The 15,863-nt window shown below is 51.2% G+C and carries 17 protein-coding genes; 11 read left to right on the top strand and 6 right to left on the bottom strand.

What is annotated here, in order from left to right:
- Window positions 1-55: 55 nt before the first annotated feature.
- Window positions 56-1,036 carry a YdcK family protein gene (gene ydcK, locus SBG_RS07440; protein ID WP_000170591.1) on the top strand — a complete coding sequence of 327 codons (981 nt, stop codon included), beginning with the start codon at window positions 56-58 and terminating at the stop codon, window positions 1,034-1,036.
- Here the strand turns inward: ydcK and rimL are convergent.
- Window positions 1,028-1,573 (bottom strand): 50S ribosomal protein L7/L12-serine acetyltransferase, encoded by a 546-nt coding sequence (gene rimL, locus SBG_RS07445; protein WP_000135000.1) that lies wholly within the window; start codon window positions 1,571-1,573, stop codon window positions 1,028-1,030. The genes ydcK and rimL overlap by 9 nt on opposite strands.
- A gap of 217 nt (window positions 1,574-1,790) precedes the next feature.
- Here rimL and SBG_RS07450 point away from each other — a divergent pair, with 217 nt between their 5' ends.
- From SBG_RS07450 to aac(6'), 8 genes are all read left to right on the top strand, one after another.
- Complete coding sequence (locus SBG_RS07450) at window positions 1,791-2,909, top strand: M42 family metallopeptidase (protein WP_000010836.1); 1,119 nt, start codon at window positions 1,791-1,793, stop codon at window positions 2,907-2,909.
- A complete protein-coding gene (sgcB, locus tag SBG_RS07455; protein ID WP_000976133.1) occupies window positions 2,906-3,187 on the top strand; it encodes a PTS sugar transporter subunit IIB SgcB in 282 nt (93 codons plus the stop codon). Before SBG_RS07450 ends, sgcB begins: the two co-directional genes overlap by 4 nt.
- 10 nt (window positions 3,188-3,197) lie before the next feature.
- Complete coding sequence (gene sgcC / locus SBG_RS07460) at window positions 3,198-4,511, top strand: PTS sugar transporter subunit IIC SgcC (RefSeq protein WP_000460830.1); 1,314 nt, start codon at window positions 3,198-3,200, stop codon at window positions 4,509-4,511.
- Window positions 4,512-4,524: 13 nt separating this feature from the next.
- Entirely contained in the window at window positions 4,525-5,331 is an 807-nt protein-coding gene (sgcQ, locus tag SBG_RS07465; protein ID WP_000118607.1) for a BtpA family protein SgcQ, read from the top strand.
- Between the two features lie 131 nt (window positions 5,332-5,462).
- Entirely contained in the window at window positions 5,463-5,900 is a 438-nt protein-coding gene (gene sgcA, locus SBG_RS07470) for an SgcA family PTS sugar transporter subunit IIA (protein WP_000606450.1), read from the top strand.
- Window positions 5,901-5,911: 11 nt separating this feature from the next.
- Window positions 5,912-6,544: a ribulose-phosphate 3 epimerase family protein gene (locus SBG_RS07475; protein ID WP_000600621.1), complete on the top strand. Its 633-nt coding sequence runs from the start codon at window positions 5,912-5,914 to the stop codon at window positions 6,542-6,544.
- 15 nt (window positions 6,545-6,559) lie between these two features.
- Window positions 6,560-7,351 (top strand): DeoR/GlpR family DNA-binding transcription regulator, encoded by a 792-nt coding sequence (locus SBG_RS07480; RefSeq protein ID WP_015702882.1) that lies wholly within the window; start codon window positions 6,560-6,562, stop codon window positions 7,349-7,351.
- A complete protein-coding gene (gene aac(6') / locus SBG_RS07485) occupies window positions 7,351-7,788 on the top strand; it encodes a cryptic aminoglycoside N-acetyltransferase AAC(6')-Iy/Iaa (protein WP_000405803.1) in 438 nt (145 codons plus the stop codon). The genes SBG_RS07480 and aac(6') overlap by 1 nt, the downstream gene beginning before the upstream one ends.
- Window positions 7,789-7,853: 65 nt before the next feature.
- Here aac(6') and SBG_RS07490 read toward each other — a convergent pair whose 3' ends face one another.
- From SBG_RS07490 to hglS, 5 genes are all read right to left on the bottom strand, one after another.
- The gene (locus SBG_RS07490) at window positions 7,854-9,050 is read right to left on the bottom strand and encodes a lactate oxidase (protein WP_000842513.1); all 1,197 of its coding nucleotides are present in this window, start codon (window positions 9,048-9,050) and stop codon (window positions 7,854-7,856) included.
- 11 nt (window positions 9,051-9,061) lie between these two features.
- On the bottom strand, window positions 9,062-9,637 hold the full coding sequence (locus SBG_RS07495; RefSeq protein ID WP_001024331.1) for a YceI family protein: 576 nt from the start codon (window positions 9,635-9,637) through the stop codon (window positions 9,062-9,064).
- A 196-nt stretch (window positions 9,638-9,833) separates the two neighbouring features.
- A complete protein-coding gene (locus SBG_RS07500; RefSeq protein WP_001081937.1) occupies window positions 9,834-11,489 on the bottom strand; it encodes a glucan biosynthesis protein D in 1,656 nt (551 codons plus the stop codon).
- A 220-nt stretch (window positions 11,490-11,709) separates the two neighbouring features.
- Window positions 11,710-13,218 carry a carboxylesterase/lipase family protein gene (locus tag SBG_RS07505; RefSeq protein WP_000934002.1) on the bottom strand — a complete coding sequence of 503 codons (1,509 nt, stop codon included), beginning with the start codon at window positions 13,216-13,218 and terminating at the stop codon, window positions 11,710-11,712.
- A gap of 49 nt (window positions 13,219-13,267) precedes the next feature.
- Window positions 13,268-14,611, bottom strand: coding sequence for a 2-oxoadipate dioxygenase/decarboxylase HglS (gene hglS, locus SBG_RS07510; protein WP_000024107.1), 1,344 nt, complete (start codon window positions 14,609-14,611; stop codon window positions 13,268-13,270).
- Between the two features lie 6 nt (window positions 14,612-14,617).
- Here hglS and SBG_RS22810 point away from each other — a divergent pair, with 6 nt between their 5' ends.
- Window positions 14,618-14,791: a hypothetical protein gene (locus SBG_RS22810; RefSeq protein WP_020844301.1), complete on the top strand. Its 174-nt coding sequence runs from the start codon at window positions 14,618-14,620 to the stop codon at window positions 14,789-14,791.
- Between the two features lie 124 nt (window positions 14,792-14,915).
- Window positions 14,916-15,839 (top strand): LysR substrate-binding domain-containing protein, encoded by a 924-nt coding sequence (locus tag SBG_RS07515; protein WP_000414261.1) that lies wholly within the window; start codon window positions 14,916-14,918, stop codon window positions 15,837-15,839.
- Window positions 15,840-15,863: the final 24 nt, after the last annotated feature.

The following is a 15,863-nucleotide window of genomic DNA, read 5'->3' on the forward strand; positions in this document are numbered from 1 at the left end:
GGTTTCGCCAGTATCTTTGCTACGGTTATCTTAATCGTTGACACGGAAATTCCCTATGACCAAATATCGATTGAGTGAAAAATCCCAGGCGTTTACTTATCAGGTAGATGGTGAGAAAAAAAGCGTCCTACTGCGACAACTTATTGCTGAAACGGATTTTAACGATGTTAAAGCCGGTACACCCGGCGGCTGGGTTGATGCGGAGAGCGTACTGTCGCAGCAGGGGAACTGTTGGATTTATGATGAAAATACAATGGCTTTCGCTGGAACGCAAATTTCGGGCAATGCGCGTATCACACAGCCATGTATACTTTATAACCATGTGCGGATAGGCGATAGCGTCTGGATTGATCGCGCTAATATCAGCGATGGCGCCTGTATCAGTGACAACGTCACTATTAAGTCATCTACCGTACGCGGTGAATGTGCGATTTATGGCGATGCCCGTGTGTTAAACCAGTCAGACGTGTTCGCCGTGCAGGGGTTAACGCGTGAACATGCGCAGATTCTGCGAATTTACGATCGCGTTACCCTACGGTATTCACGGGTTGTGCATCAAGTCCAGCTTTATGGCGACGCCATCATCACGCACGCTTTTATTGAACACAGGGCGGAAGTTTTTGACTTCGCGCTGATAGAAGGCAATCAAAAAAATAACGTTTGGATTTGTGACTGCGCCAGGGTCTATGGTCATGCGCGAGTTATCGCCGGTACAGAGGAAGATGCGATTCCTACTCTGCGTTATAGCTCGCAGGTCGCAGAGCATGCATTCATTGAAGGCAACTGTGTGTTAAAGCATCATGTCCTGGTAGGCGGACATGCTGAGGTACGCGGCGGCCCGATTCTACTGGACGACCGCGTGTTAATTGAAGGTCATGCCTGTCTTCAGGGCGAAATGGTGATTGAGCACCATGTTGAAATTACCGGACGGGCAGCGGTGATGGCCTTTGACGGCAATACCATTCACCTTCGCGGTCCAAAAGTGATTAATGGCGAGGAGCATATTACTCGCACGCCCTTAATTGGTTCACTTTAAACCGCATTCAATAATGCGGGCATAGATATTAACGTCATGATAATCGCCGTTAAGATACTCTGCCTGCCTCATACAACCTTCCAGAATAAAATGGTTGCGTCGGGCGACCGCATTACTGGCCAGATTATCGACCCGGCATTTAATGACGAAGCGCCGGAGCTCTCCACGCCGGGCATAATGTGTTACCAGCGCCTGTAATGATTGCGACATTATCCCTTGTCCCTGGAGGGACTCATCCAGCCAGTAACCGATATACGCGGTTTTGTTTAACGGTTCGATGACATTAAATGAGAGAACGCCCGCCACGACATCATGGTAAAAAATCAGATACATTTTGGCGTAACCACGCTGGTGCAACAGCATATTGCCCTGGACATGCTTACGCGTTTCTTCCTGAGAAGTGACATATTGTGGCCAGTCCAGCGACTGCTGTAACCACGCTTTATTCTTAAGCACCAACTGGTGCAGTGCCGGAACATGGCTTTCCTCTACCGCTCGCAGTTCCAGCGTCGTGTTCACAGGAATAATTTCCGTCATCGCATTGCCCTTTCTCGTTGTTAGCCGTGATCACATAAATAGCCTGGTTTACCGATAACTCGCAGGCGACATGAGCGTTTTTATTGTATCGCCATCACATTATTTTTTACTGGTTATATTTAGCGCATTTTCGCGTGACATATTTCACACTTATCCAACCATTCTCCGCCTATAAAACGCTCAGTGACTGATTGTTTTATCATCGACGGAGACGCCAATGTCTTTTTCTGTGCAGGAAACACTTTTTTCATTATTACGGCTAAATGGGATTTCGGGTCATGAAAGCAGCATTGCAAACGTAATACAGCACGCATTTGAACAGCAGGCCAAAGAAGTCTGGCGGGATCGCTTAGGTAACGTTGTCGCCCGCTATGGCAGCGATAAACCTGACGCCCTGCGCCTGATGATTTTCGCGCATATGGATGAAGTCGGTTTTATGGTGCGAAAAATTGAACCCTCCGGTTTTTTACGGTTTGAACGCGTGGGCGGCCCGGCGCAAATTACCATGCCCGGATCGATTGTGACGCTTGCCGGACGCACCGGCAATGTCATGGGCTGCATCGGCATTAAAGCTTATCACTTCGCGAAAGGTGACGAGCGTACCCTGCCTCCCGCGCTCGATAAACTCTGGATTGATATCGGCGCGAAAGATAAAGCGGATGCTGAAAAAATGGGTATTCAGGTGGGGACACCGGTAACGCTTTATAACCCTCCGCAATGCCTGGGCAATGATCTGGTATGCAGTAAGGCGCTAGACGACAGATTGGGGTGTACGGCGCTACTGGGCGTCGCAGAAGCCCTCGCTTCCACGCCGCTTGATATCGCCGTGTTCCTGGTCGCCTCGGTGCAGGAAGAGTTCAATATCCGTGGTATTGTTCCCGTTTTACGCCGGGTACGGCCCGATCTGGCGATAGGTATTGATATTACCCCCTCCTGCGACACGCCAGATCTGCAGGATTATTCGGACATACGGGTCAACCACGGTGTCGGTCTCACCTGCCTGAACTATCACGGACGCGGCACGCTGGCGGGGCTTATTACGCCGCCGCGTTTGCTACGGATGCTGGAGACGACCGCGCACGAAAATCATATTCCCGTTCAGCGAGAAGTCGCGCCAGGCGTCATCACCGAGACAGGCTACATTCAGGTTGAACTGGACGGCATTCCCTGCGCCAGTCTTTCTATTCCCTGCCGTTATACCCATTCGCCCGCCGAAGTCGCCAGTCTGCGCGACCTGGCCGATTGTATTCGTTTACTGACTGCTCTGGCCAAAATGTCGCCAGAACAGTTTCCTATTGAGCCTGAAACAGGCACTACACAAGAGGCACGACAATGATGAAAAAGATCCTTGTGGCATGTGGTACCGGCATGTCGACATCCACCATGATTGCGCAAAAATTGCAGGACTTTCTCTCAGAGCAAGGTATTGCGGCAACCACGGCGCAATGCTGTCTGAATGAGATCCCGCTTAACTGTAACGGAATGGATCTCATCGTAACGTCTATGCGTACACAAAATGACTACGGCATCCCGACGCTCAACGGCGCCGCCCTGCTGACAGGCATCAATGACGACGCATTGAAACAAGAAATCAAGGCACTGTTAACGCAATAAAGGGGGCATCATGTTTGATTACATCCTGTCTCTCGGCGGTACCGTATTTGTGCCCATCATTATGATTATCATTGGCTTAATCTTTCGTATCCCATGGCTTCAGGCGGTGAAAGCTGGGGTAACGGTTGGCATCGGCTTTATCGGTATGGGGCTGGTGATCGTTATGGCGATCGACAGTCTCAGTCCGCCGATTAAAGTGATGATTGAGCGTTTTGGCCTGACGTTACATGTCTTTGATGTCGGCGCCGGTCCGGCGTCCGGCGTCGGCTATGCGACGGCCATCGGCGCAATGATCATCCCTATTATCTTTCTGCTCAACGTCGGTATGCTGGTGACTCGCCTGACGAAAACCATGAACGTTGATATTTATAACTACTGGCACTACGCCATTACCGGAACGGTTGCTCAAATGATGACTGGCAGCCTGATCTATGGCGTGCTGGGTGCCATTTGCCATGCCGCGTTGTCATTAAAAATGGCCGACTGGACGGCGAAGCGGGTGCAAAATATCGTCGGGCTGGAAGGGATTTCTATCCCGCAAGGATATGGCTCCAGTTCCGTGCCGTTGTTCGTATTGCTGGATGCGATATACGAAAAAATCCCGTTTATGAAAGGACGTAATATTGACGCTCAGGAGATCCAAAAACGTTATGGGATGATCGGCGACCCGGTGATTATTGGTGTTGTTCTTGGGCTGATCTTCGGTCTCGCCGCCGGCGAAGGTTTTAAAGGGTGCGCAACCTTAATGATTACCGTGGCGGCAATTATGGTGCTGTTCCCGCGAATGATCCGCCTCATCGTGGAAGGGTTAATGCCCATCTCCGACGGCGCGCGTAAGTTCTTTCAGAAGCACTTTAAAGGACGCGAAGTCTTTATCGGTCTGGATACCGCAGTAACGTTAGGTCACCCGACGACCATCGCCGTCGGATTACTGTTAATTCCCATTATGTTAATTCTGGCGAGCATCCTGCCGGGAAACAAAGTTCTGCCGCTGGCGGATTTACCGGTCGCGCCATTTTTTATCTGCATGGCCACGGTTATCCATCGCGGTGACCTGATCCGTACCCTGATAAGCGGCATCATTGTCATGATCACTGTTCTGCTGATAGCCACCCAGTTCGCGCCCTACTTTACCGATATGGCGCTCAAAGGCGGCTTCAGTTTTGCCGCTGAAAATACGCAAATTACCGCGCTGTCGGTGGGTAATATGTTTGGCTGGTCAATATCTGAACTGATGTCGCTTGGCATTATTGGCGTCGTGATTGTCGTCGGTATCGTCGCCAGCATTGTACTTGTCTTACGTAAACGTGAACTACCGGAATAAGGAGCAACCCAGAATGAGTTGGCTTAAAGACGTAATAGGAACAGAGAAAGTGGTTATCGCCATGTGCCATTTACGGGCGCTGCCGGGCGATCCGGGATTCGATGCAGATAAAGGCATGAACTGGGTAATTGACCGCGCCCATGACGATTTAATGGCGCTACAAAACGGCGGCGTGGATGCGGTGATGTTTTCCAACGAGTTCAGTCTGCCTTATTTAACACATGTCAGACCGGAAACCACTGCCGCAATGGCAAGAATTATCGGGCAATTAATGAGTGAAATTCGCGTCCCGTTTGGTGTAAATGTGCTATGGGATCCCGTCGCCTCTTTTGATTTGGCGATGGCTACAGGCGCAAAATTTATTCGCGAAATTTTTACCGGCGCCTATGCCAGCGATTTTGGCGTCTGGGATACCAATGTCGGCGAAACCATTCGTCATCAGCATCGCATCGGCGCAGGTCAGGTAAAGACGCTATTTAACATCGTTCCGGAAGCCGCTGTGTATCTGGGAAACCGGGATGTCTGTTCAATTGCAAAATCGACAGTATTTAATAATAACCCTGATGCTTTGTGCGTTTCTGGCCTGACGGCGGGCGCCCGTACAGATAGCGCCATCCTAAAGCGGGTAAAAGAGACCGTACCCAATACGGTAGTACTGGCGAATACCGGGGTTTGCCTGGAAAATGTCGAGGAGCAGCTCAGCATTGCCGACGGGTGTGTAACGGCAACCACGTTTAAAAAAGACGGCGTCTTCGCCAACTTTGTCGACCAGGCGCGCGTAACGCAGTTCATGGAGAAAGTTCGCCATATCCGCCAATAAAATGGGGATAAGCCAAACGCTTATCCCCTGCAGAGAGCGATAACCCTTCTGCCGATCTCCGCCGCCTTCGCCAAAAGACACGACGGGGATCGGTTTTAGAGTAACCCGAACCGGCAAGGAGTCAACGATCAATGATTAATGATGTTAAGTGGGTTCAGGCGCAACGCCATGCTGACAACTGGCAACACGCGCTGGCTATCGCCGTTCGTCCGCTGATTACCTTCGGCGCTGCGGCCCCCTGCTACCTGGACGGTATCATTGAGAACACGCTTAAATGGGGGCCGTATTATCTTATCGCGCCAGGAATCGCGCTGCCACATGCCAGACCGGAGCAAGGCGCCAACCACAACCAGATTAGCGTCACCACGCTGTCTACACCCGTCGCCTTCGGTAATACGGATTGTGATCCCATCTGGTTGCTGCTTTGCGCCAGCGCCACAGACGCCGATACACATATTCGCACCATTCAACGCATCAGCCAGTGGCTCGATACGCCGGAAAACGTCGTGCCGTTGCAAGATGCGCCAAATGATGCTGCACTCTTTGCTCAATTAACGGCATTTCGCTGAGGGAGGTTCCGATGATTCTGCATCCCTCGCTGGCCTCAGCCGATCCGCTACGCTATGCCGAGGTACTGACCGCGTTGCACAACGCGCCTCTCGGCTCGCTGCATATGGATATCGAAGATACCAGTTTCATTAATAATATTACCTTTGGCATGAAAACCATCCAGGCAGTTGCGCAATATACTCGCCATCCACTCTCATTTCATCTGATGGTCTCCTCTCCACAGCGCTGGTTGCCCTGGCTTGTAACCACCCGCCCCGGCTGGATTTTCATTCATGCTGAGAGTGTGCAGTATCCCGCAGAAATTCTGGCGGAAATACGCGCTATGGGGGCGAAAGCAGGGCTGGCGTTTAACCCAGGCACACCGCTGTTGCCCTATCGCTATCTGGCGCCGCAGATGGATGCGCTGATGATTATGACCAGCGAACCCGACGGATGCGGGCAGCAATTTATCGCCGCGATGTGTGAAAAAGTCAGCCAGAGCAGAGAATATTTCCCTGCTGCGGCGTGCTGGGCGGATGGCGGTATTACGCTTCGCGCCGCGCGGCTGCTCGCGGCGGCAGGCGCACAACATCTGGTCGTTGGCCGTGCGTTATTTACCACGTCAGATTACAACGTGACGTTGTCACAATTCAGTGCGGTATAAAGGAGTCATATGCTGATGAGCCAACAGCGCCCCGACCGTATCAAACAGATGTTGCATTATCTTTGGCAGCATCGGCACCTCTCCACACAGCAGGCTATGGAGCTTTTTGGTTACGCTGAGGCAACCGTACGCCGGGATTTCCACTATATTGCCAGTCGTTATCCCGGTATGGTCCGCGGACATGGTTGCATTGACTTTGATAACAGCACGGAAGATAAGGAATACGTCTTTGACGTTAAGCGGACGTTGCAAAGTGAGGCAAAACGTGAAATCGCCGCCCTCGCCCGCACGCTCATAAAGGATGGCGACTGCTTTTTCCTTGATTCCGGCTCCACGTGTCTGGAACTGGCAAAATGTCTGGTCGACGCCAAAGTAAAAGTGATTTGCAATGACATTAAAATCGCCAATGAGCTGGGCAGTTTTCCACATGTAGAGAGCTATATTATCGGCGGACTTATTCGCCCCGGTTACTTTTCGGTTGGCGAGAGTCTGGCGCTGGAGATGATTAATGCGTTTGCCGTTGAACGCGCCTTTATTTCCTGCGATGCACTATCGATAGAAACGGGCATTACTAATGCCACGATGTTTGAAGTCGGCGTTAAAACACGTATTATCCAGCGCTCACGCGAGGTTATATTGATGGCCGATCACTCAAAATTTGATACTGTAGAACCTCATGCGGTTGCGACGCTGTCGTGCATTACCACCATTCTTAGCGACAGCGCTCTGCCGTCTGCCATCGCCCGGCGTTATCAACAAGCGGGGTGCCGCCTCATCATGCCAGAACCGCCAGCAGGAGCGCGTTAATGGAAATCAGAAAAATGAATAAAACCGATCTGGAGCACTGGCGCGAATTGCGAAAACAGCTTTGGCCTGGTCACCCGGATGACGCTCATCTGGCAGACGGTGAAGAAATCCTGCAAGCCGATCATCTGACATCCTTTATTGCGCTGGATGGCGGTGTGGTAATTGGTTTTGCAGATGCGTCAATTCGTCATGATTATGTCAACGGTTGTGACAGTTCGCCCGTGGCTTTTCTTGAAGGCATTTTTGTTCTTCCCTCGTGCCGCCAACGTGGCGTAGCGAAACAATTGATTGCAGCAGTGGAACAATGGGGAGCCGCTAACGGTTGTCTGGAAATGGCTTCCGATACCTCGCCGGAGAATACGGTTTCACAGAGCGTTCATCAGGCATTAGGATTTGAAGAAACGGAGCGCGTAATTTTCTACCGGAGGCGTTGTTGAGCACAGGGACAGGAACGTTGAGCAGTAAAAAAGGTCGGGTATGATACCCAACCTTTTTATTATTGCTACAGATCTTTTTCAGATAATAAACGTGTATTTTTCACTTGCTCAATATTTCTGGCGCCACCCAGCATCATATTGATCGTCAGTTCTTTATTTAACTGTTCAATCACCGATGCCACACCCTGTGCGCCTCCCAGATTGAGTCCGTATAATACAGGGCGTCCAATGGCCACAATATCCGCCCCGCTGGCTAATGCTTTAAATACGTGCGAACCACGGCGTACTCCACTATCAAAAATAACAGGCACCCGTTTGTTGACGACTTTCGCAATCGCAGGAAGCATATCGAATGAGGATGGCCCGCTATCTAATTGCCGACCGCCATGATTAGAAACCCATATTCCTGCTGCTCCAGCCTGGATAGCAATTTCGGCATCTTCCGGCGATTGAATGCCTTTTATAATAACCGGCAGTCCGGAAATTCGGTGTACATAGGCGATATCCTCGGGCGTAAAGGCTTGTTTAGCCTGTGCGTAAATTTCGCTTATGCCCGCCCCTTTGCCGGTTTTTGAACCATCGTCATTTTTTCTGGCGAACATTTCCAGGTTTGCAAAACCCAACGGGAACTGGAAATCATTTTTAATATCCTCTTCCCGATAACCACCAACAGGTGAGTCTACGGTTAAGATAATCGCTTTAGCGCCATGCTTTACCGCTTGAGAAAGAATAAATTCATTAAACTTATTATTCTTACTCATATAAAGCTGGAAGAAGAACGGACTTTTCCCCGAAACCTTCGCCACGTCTGCAATGGTCTTGTTGCCATAGGTGCTCAACGAGAAAATCGAACCGACCTGCGCCATGCCTTTCGCCGTCGCCAACTCCCCAGAGGCGTGGGCCAGGCCCTGCGCCGCCATCGGCGCCTGGATTATTGGCGTTTTAAGCGGAATACCCAGTAGCTGCGTTGATAAATCGATCTCTTTTAACTCAATGCCCTGTAATACGCGCGGCATAATATATTTTTTGTCAAAGCTTTCAGTGTTGCTGCGAAGGTTATTCTCATCTTCGGCTCCACCGCGAATATAACCAAATGCCCCTTTATCCATTCTGGCCTGAACGCGCGCTTCCAGAGAGGCTACGTTCGTCATTTTTATTGTTTTTTCGTCCGTGCTGGCTTTGTACTCTTCAGCATAAGCCAGGCCTGACGTTGCCAGCATCGCCAGCGAGGCCACTACCCGAATGAGGTGACTACTTTTCATTATAATTCCTTTTATTGCTTAACCGCTTCTGCCTGGATTTTTATATCGACAACTTTCGTCATCCCCATATCGACCAGATAATCTACACCCCACTGGGTGCGATCTATTTGCGTGACAAAATCACCGCCGCAAACCTGCTTCTTGAATATCGGGCTCATATAACAACCAAACTTCGTGGTCGTTAATGTGACGGGCTTAGTTACCCCCTTCATTGTTAGCAAACCATCAATAGAAACCGGTTCACTATCTGCAAAATGCCATTTTGTCGATTCAAATACTATTTCTGGGTATTTTTCCGCATCCAGAATATCGCTGCTGCGGATATGTTTATCAAACGCATCCACCCCAGTATTTAAGGCGCTCACGGGAATCGTCACGCGCATCTCTGCGACTTGCTTTTCCGGTTGATATTTTAGTTCACCGCTAATAGCATAAAAACCGCCGTGATTGGTTGAGGTCTGGAAATGATCAATATTAAATACCGCATTGGTATGCGTATTATCAAATTTATATACATCTGCATGAGCAGCACTCAACAAACCCAGAGACAGAACAGCACCAAGAAGACTCTTTTTCATTATATTCACTTTATATCTTAAATAAGGTGAAGCTATCTTAATGTTCCCTGTTCGCGGGATCGAGAGGGATAAACAGGAAGGACTGTTGCAAAAATGGAACGATGGAAAGGCCGTGTCACAAAAACAGACAGCTTACGAGTGAGTTTATGTCAGGGCTATTTCCGGGACCTGTACCGCCTTTGTGGCGGTACAGAAGATAAACTGACTAACGCATGATACGATCGTCGACATAACGACGCTTATCCGGCGCGGGTGGGAAATACTGATACAGCCAGGTTTCGCTAATAGCCTCGCCCTGGCAACGCAGGAACATACGCATATCCACCGGTGCCGTAGAATCTGAGGTCGGATACCAGTCAAACTGGATACGATAACCGTCGAACGGCTCAACGTAGAGGATCTCAATCTGCTTTGCCTCGCCGCTGGAAAGTGTAATCACCGGCTCAATGCCTTTTGGCGCGGCCGCTTTCAGATCGCCGCCGACAAAATCAATAGCAAAACGGCGCGCCCACTTATCCGGGTAATGTTCACCCGGCGCCCAGCCTTCCGGGAAACCGCCCATCCCTGTGCGGGTCGCCATGACCCGTGCAAGCGGCGATTGCACGGGCGGCTGCGCGCTCCAGTACAAACGGTAGGTGAACGCCAGCGTATCCCCGGCTTTAATCGCTTTTTCCGGTTGCCAGAAGCACACCACATTATCCAGAGTTTCGCCAGTGGTTGGGATCTCCATCAGGCTAACCGCTCCTTTCCCCCACTTACTGCGCGGCTCCACCCACAGGCTCGGACGTTTGTTGTACCAGCCCATGACATCCTGATAATGCGAGAAATCGCGATCGAGTTGCAGCAGGCCGAACCCTTTCGGGTTGTCGTCCATATATGCATTGAACTGCAATTTCTGCGGATTATTCAGCGGGCGGCAAATCCACTCGCCGTTACCCCGCCACATCGCCAGCCGATCGGAATCGTGAATTTGCGGATGAATGGTGTCGCATACCCGGCGTTCATTATTTCCACAGCTAAACATACTGGTCATCGGCGCAATGCCAAGTTGCTTAATGTCTTTACGGGCGTAGAGATGGTTTTCTACATCCATGATCACCTGTGATTTTTCGCAATGGATCACGAACTTATACGCGCCTGTCACGCTGGCGCTATCCAACAGAGCATAAACGGTAAATGTGGTGTCGCCCGGCTTTGCGGCGTCAAACCAGAATGCGGTGAAGTCGGGAAACTCTTCCTGGCCGTCAGTATAAGTATCTACCGCCAGTCCACGAGCCGACAGGCCATACTGATAAGTATCATCTACCGCCCGGAAATAACTGGCGCCAAGGAAGGAAACGATATCGCGCCGCGCCAGTTCCGGCGCTTTAAAAACACGGAAACCGGCGAAACCGAGATCGGTCTGCCCCTCCAGCTGCGCCGTGTCAACGCCTGCATCGTTGTATTTGAACAACGCCGGACGAAAATGGATCTCGCGAGCAAGATGGGTCTTCGGATCAACGGAAAACATGCGTACACGACGGCGAAATCCCATCCCCACATGGAAAAACTGGATATCGAGCTGCCGATTAGCAACGTTGTTCCACAGTGAATGCGCCGCGTCATACTGGATACTGTTATAAGCCTGAGGCGTCAGATTGGCGAGCGTATCCGGCAGAGGTTTCGGCGCGCCGCCCCAGGGGGTTTTCGCTAAATCCTGGGCCATTGATTGCAGAATAGAAAAATCAAAGCGTACAGTCTTACCATCCGCAATGTCGGAGTCCGCGGCAAACGCCGCCTGGGAAAAGAGTGACGCAATACCGCTGGAACCGCACACGGCGGCCATTGCCATTGAACCTTTAATAAATCGTCTACGATTCATACCTGAAAATGAGTCCTTCTGGTCTGGTGAATGGTCCCGCGCTGGTTTTTTCAGCAGCAAGAGTGTGCCCGTTTCTGACCGCCCACTCTAGACAAAATTCATTAATAATCCAATTGTGGGTGGCCTGGAATCTGTTCAAAAGCGTAAATTTTTTATGTCGATAAGAACCGACTGAATCGGATGTAAACCAGGTAATGGCATTCTTCAGTTTATGAAAAGCTTAATCAAGGCTAACGTGATGTTTCATGACACGTTTAAACAGCGCCAGGCGCGCGCGCATAAAGCGATTTTCCACTTTAAAACCGGCAAACTTATTCAACCCAATTCGTAACAGGCGATCCCGCCCACGAACGCAAGCAGGCCAGCGAACCGGACCGTGCAGCATGTCACACTTCCGGCTGGCGTGGCGAGCAAAACTCACCCAGTAATCGGCAACCTGAGAGGCAAAGGCAAGGTCATTATCATTCACATAATGACACGCAGGTTCAGCCAGCGTTAACGTATCAAAAACATACGGAACTTCATTGCCATGCCAGGCGCCGTTAGCATAGGTGTCATGCGCCGCTTCGGCGACATAATCAAACCAGTAACGCCAGCACGGTTCGCCGATCCGCTGCTGCGCCTGCATGACGACGTAGCCCAACGTGGTAAACGCCATATCCCGACACACCTGCCGCCCTAATGCTTCGTCCCCCTTTACGCCAGGATAAAGCAGCCGGATTAACCCCAGCCCCAAACGCCGCTCGCGGCGCAGTTTTTGAATTTTTCCGGCAATATCGACGCCAAAAACCGCCATCACGCTGGCTTCATCGCTATTCGAGCCAATCATTACCGGCATCGGATGCTGTTTAGCGGCAAAGAAAGTCTCCAGCATCGGTTGCGGCAGCACTGCGTCGCCGGAAATCGGTGTTGGCGCAATGCTAAAAGGCGCGCCCAACGGCCAAAACGACTCCGCCGGTAAAGCGCGTAACTGCGCGGCAGTGGCATTGGCCAGGCCAACATGTTCCGCTAACGCCACGCCGTTTTTGAGCGCCACGTCGCGGGGTGTATCCGGCAGCGTATAACCGCTCTGAATAATTGCTTTATGGAAGAGTCCTTTCGCCAGGGGGGAGGTCATTAACGACAGCACGCTACGGGCGCCGGCGGATTCGCCAAAAAGAGTCACATTTTGCGTATCGCCGCCAAACGCGGCAATATTATCCTGTACCCAGCGCAGCGCAGCGATTTGATCGAGTAAAGCGAAATTATAGAGACGTTCCGCCTCTTCGCCTTCCAGCGCCGGGTGGGCGAAAAAGCCCAGATGCCCAAGCCGATAATTCACCGTCACCACGATCGCGCCACGCTTCGCTAGTGCATAGCCGTCATAAGGTGGCAGACTGCCCGCCCCAATGGTATAACCGCCGCCGTGTAGCCAGACCATTACCGGCAAGGGTTCATGGCGCACAGCAGGAGCCCAGACGTTCAGGTAGAGACAATCTTCTGAAAAATTTCCCGGATCGCCGCCGCCCAGTTCGCGACACCAGGTAATGTCCTGCCAACTGGCGCAGGAGAAACAATCTGCCGGGCGCACATCCTGCCAGGGCGTAACGGGCTGTGGCGCACGCCAGCGTAGTTCCCCTGTTGGCGGCGCGGCATAAGGTATACCACGCCAGATATGGATGTCATCCTTTGCGAGACCCACGACTTTACCGTGGCGCGTTTCCACTAATGGGATGGAGGGATTCAACATAACGCCTTCCTTATTACAGCATCCTCACAACCCGTGAAGCTTACCGTTTTTAAAGCAGACCGCAACGGCGTTTACTACGTTCCTCCGCCTCCTGATAGAGTGAAAACTCATCCAGTACCGGACACCCCAGCGCCTGTTCAAACGCATCGCGGCTGGCATTGCCATGGCCTCTGGCCTGCGTTTCATTTCCCAGATTTGACTGGAAAATGCCGGCAGCGCTAACCGGTAGAAAATCTTCATATGTAATAGGTTGCGCAATGAGCCAACCGCGTTCGATCAATGGTTGCGGATCGTCGCCAGGGTGAATCGCCTGGCGATGAGCCTCACCGGACGGTGTCAGGCGATAGCGAAACCAGGCAAGCCCCTGCTGACGGAGCAAAAATTCACTATCCGGAAAGGCATTAAAGACCTCCTGTAAATGGAGTTGATGTGTGAAGTTGTCTTTACCCGTTCCCGCCTTTTGTAACAGTTCATCATAGAGCTGACGACCTTTTGGCGTCAGTGCGACGCCACGTTGCTCAATTTCGCCGAAGCGTGCCGTGTGTGTACCCTGCTTTTCACCGACGAAAAGCACCTGTTCTTCCAGAGCTTTAAAACTGGTTTGACGCAGCAAAATGGGGACTTCACGGCGTGGCGGACCTTCGATAAGGGTTTTCGGCGTAATGCCGCACTCCGGCATCATCGCCTGTACCCGGTCAATATCCAGAGTACGTGGCGTCAAATGGTTTATATGACAGCCAGAAAAACAGACTACGTCCGCAATTAAGCGGTGTTCACGATGCAAGGCGCGGTACGTATCCTCATCAACGGTAGCCTGACGATGCCAGCGAAAGGTCTCCAGCGTTTCACGGACAAACACTTCCGCCTGCGCAGGATTGAAAGCGCCCTGTAGATCGTACTCATCCAATAATTGCCGGCAACGTGGCGTAAAAATATCCCGCTGCGCTAAAATATCCGCCGCCCGCTGGCGCAATGCAGTGTCTTCAATTAACTCCAGGCGTAATAACGAAGTGAATACGCGGAAGGGATTGCGAGAAAGCGAAGCGTCATCAACAGGACGAAACGCCGTAGAATGCACCGGTACGCCAGCCTGTGAGAGGTCATAATAGCTCACAGGATACATCCCCATGATAGCGAATATCCGACGTAATGTAGACAGTTCGTCTGCGTTGCCAACGCGAATAGCGCCATGTCGTTCCACGTTCAGCCGCGCCAGTTCATCGGCATTTGCCAGTTGTTCATGCAGTTTTGGATTATTTTCCAGCACCGCCAGATTCACGTCAGCCACAAGTTCCAGTAACGTACCGTACTGCGGAACTTCCTGCTGGTACATTGCCGACATTGCCTGCGAAAAACGTTCCCGAATCTCATCTGCCGTGATGGTGTTCGCCATAATGTCATGTCTCCAGTGAATGTTACCTGGAGTGTAGAAAACCTCGACCATTCCGGGGAGAAGAATTTACAAAGTGTGATCGCGCCTGAAGTGATCATTGCCGAACAGATTAGCGTGATTTGTCATATTCCCGGTGTTCAACGCTCGACCTCCAGGATTATCACGCGTCACGGCGGTTGAATCACCAACAAAATAAAATAGTTGTAACTTGAAATGGTAAAATGTTAATAATATTTTGCTATCAAGTTATCAAAAATAAACAACTTCACTTGTCACTCGCACGGCTCTGTTTTTAACATCGCTTATGGAAAAAAATGGTCTGTTTAGTCAGCGCATTCGGTTGCGCCACCTTCATACATTTGTCGCCGTTGCACAACAGGGAACTCTGGGGCGCGCGGCTGAAACCCTTAACCTGAGCCAGCCAGCACTCTCTAAGACGCTGAACGAACTGGAACAACTCACCGGAACCCGCCTCTTTGAACGCGGACGCCTTGGCGCGCAATTAACGGTTCCCGGCGAACAATTTTTGACCCATGCGGTAAAGGTATTAGATGCATTAAATACTGCCGGACAAGCGCTGAATCGCAAAGAAGACGCCAGTACCGATGTGGTACGTATTGGCGCGCTCCCTACCGCGGCGCTAGGTATCCTCCCGGCAGTCATTGGCCGGTTCCATCAACAACAAAAATCGACCTCTTTGCAGGTTGCCACCATGAACAATACGATGCTGCTTGCAGGTCTGAAATCAGGTGACATCGATCTGGGTATTGGTCGCATGTCAGATCCAGAACTAATGAGCGGTTTAAATTATGAACTGCTATTTTTAGAATCGCTGAAACTGGTCGTACGCCCAGGCCATCCACTGTTACAGGAGACGATTACCCTCAGCCGAATCATGGAATGGCCGGTTGTCGTCTCGCCAAAAGGCACCGTGCCGCGCCAGAATGCAGAAGCGCTATTACAGAGCCAGGGATGCAAGTTGCCTGCCGGATGCATCGAAACACTATCTGCATCGTTATCACGTCAACTGACTGTGGATTACGATTACGTCTGGTTCGTCCCTTCTGGCGCGGTTAAGGAGGATCTTCGCCAGGCAACGCTGGTCTCATTGCCCGTGCCGACCCAGAGCGCAGGCGAACCGATAGGTATTCTTACGCGGGTGGATACCCTGCTCTCAACCGGAGCGCAAACGTTAATTGCGGCCATTCGTAAATCTATGCCGTTGTGACAAAATCAATAAATATAAAAGCGC

The organism is Salmonella bongori NCTC 12419 (assembly GCF_000252995.1).
GTDB classification, from domain to species: domain Bacteria; phylum Pseudomonadota; class Gammaproteobacteria; order Enterobacterales; family Enterobacteriaceae; genus Salmonella; species Salmonella bongori.

Excerpts from the sequence above, each read along its gene's own strand:
- ydcK (WP_000170591.1), top strand. The coding sequence starts at position 56 with ATGACCAAATATCGATTGAGTGAAAAATCCCAGGCGTTTACTTATCAG.
- rimL (WP_000135000.1), bottom strand. The coding sequence starts at position 1,573 with ATGACGGAAATTATTCCTGTGAACACGACGCTGGAACTGCGAGCGGTA.
- SBG_RS07450 (WP_000010836.1), top strand. The coding sequence starts at position 1,791 with ATGTCTTTTTCTGTGCAGGAAACACTTTTTTCATTATTACGGCTAAAT.
- sgcB (WP_000976133.1), top strand. The coding sequence starts at position 2,906 with ATGATGAAAAAGATCCTTGTGGCATGTGGTACCGGCATGTCGACATCC.
- sgcC (WP_000460830.1), top strand. The coding sequence starts at position 3,198 with ATGTTTGATTACATCCTGTCTCTCGGCGGTACCGTATTTGTGCCCATC.
- sgcQ (WP_000118607.1), top strand. The coding sequence starts at position 4,525 with ATGAGTTGGCTTAAAGACGTAATAGGAACAGAGAAAGTGGTTATCGCC.
- sgcA (WP_000606450.1), top strand. The coding sequence starts at position 5,463 with ATGATTAATGATGTTAAGTGGGTTCAGGCGCAACGCCATGCTGACAAC.
- SBG_RS07475 (WP_000600621.1), top strand. The coding sequence starts at position 5,912 with ATGATTCTGCATCCCTCGCTGGCCTCAGCCGATCCGCTACGCTATGCC.
- SBG_RS07480 (WP_015702882.1), top strand. The coding sequence starts at position 6,560 with ATGAGCCAACAGCGCCCCGACCGTATCAAACAGATGTTGCATTATCTT.
- SBG_RS07490 (WP_000842513.1), bottom strand. The coding sequence starts at position 9,050 with ATGAAAAGTAGTCACCTCATTCGGGTAGTGGCCTCGCTGGCGATGCTG.
- SBG_RS07500 (WP_001081937.1), bottom strand. The coding sequence starts at position 11,489 with ATGAATCGTAGACGATTTATTAAAGGTTCAATGGCAATGGCCGCCGTG.
- SBG_RS07505 (WP_000934002.1), bottom strand. The coding sequence starts at position 13,218 with ATGTTGAATCCCTCCATCCCATTAGTGGAAACGCGCCACGGTAAAGTC.
- hglS (WP_000024107.1), bottom strand. The coding sequence starts at position 14,611 with ATGGCGAACACCATCACGGCAGATGAGATTCGGGAACGTTTTTCGCAG.
- SBG_RS22810 (WP_020844301.1), top strand. The coding sequence starts at position 14,618 with ATGTCTCCAGTGAATGTTACCTGGAGTGTAGAAAACCTCGACCATTCC.
- SBG_RS07515 (WP_000414261.1), top strand. The coding sequence starts at position 14,916 with ATGGAAAAAAATGGTCTGTTTAGTCAGCGCATTCGGTTGCGCCACCTT.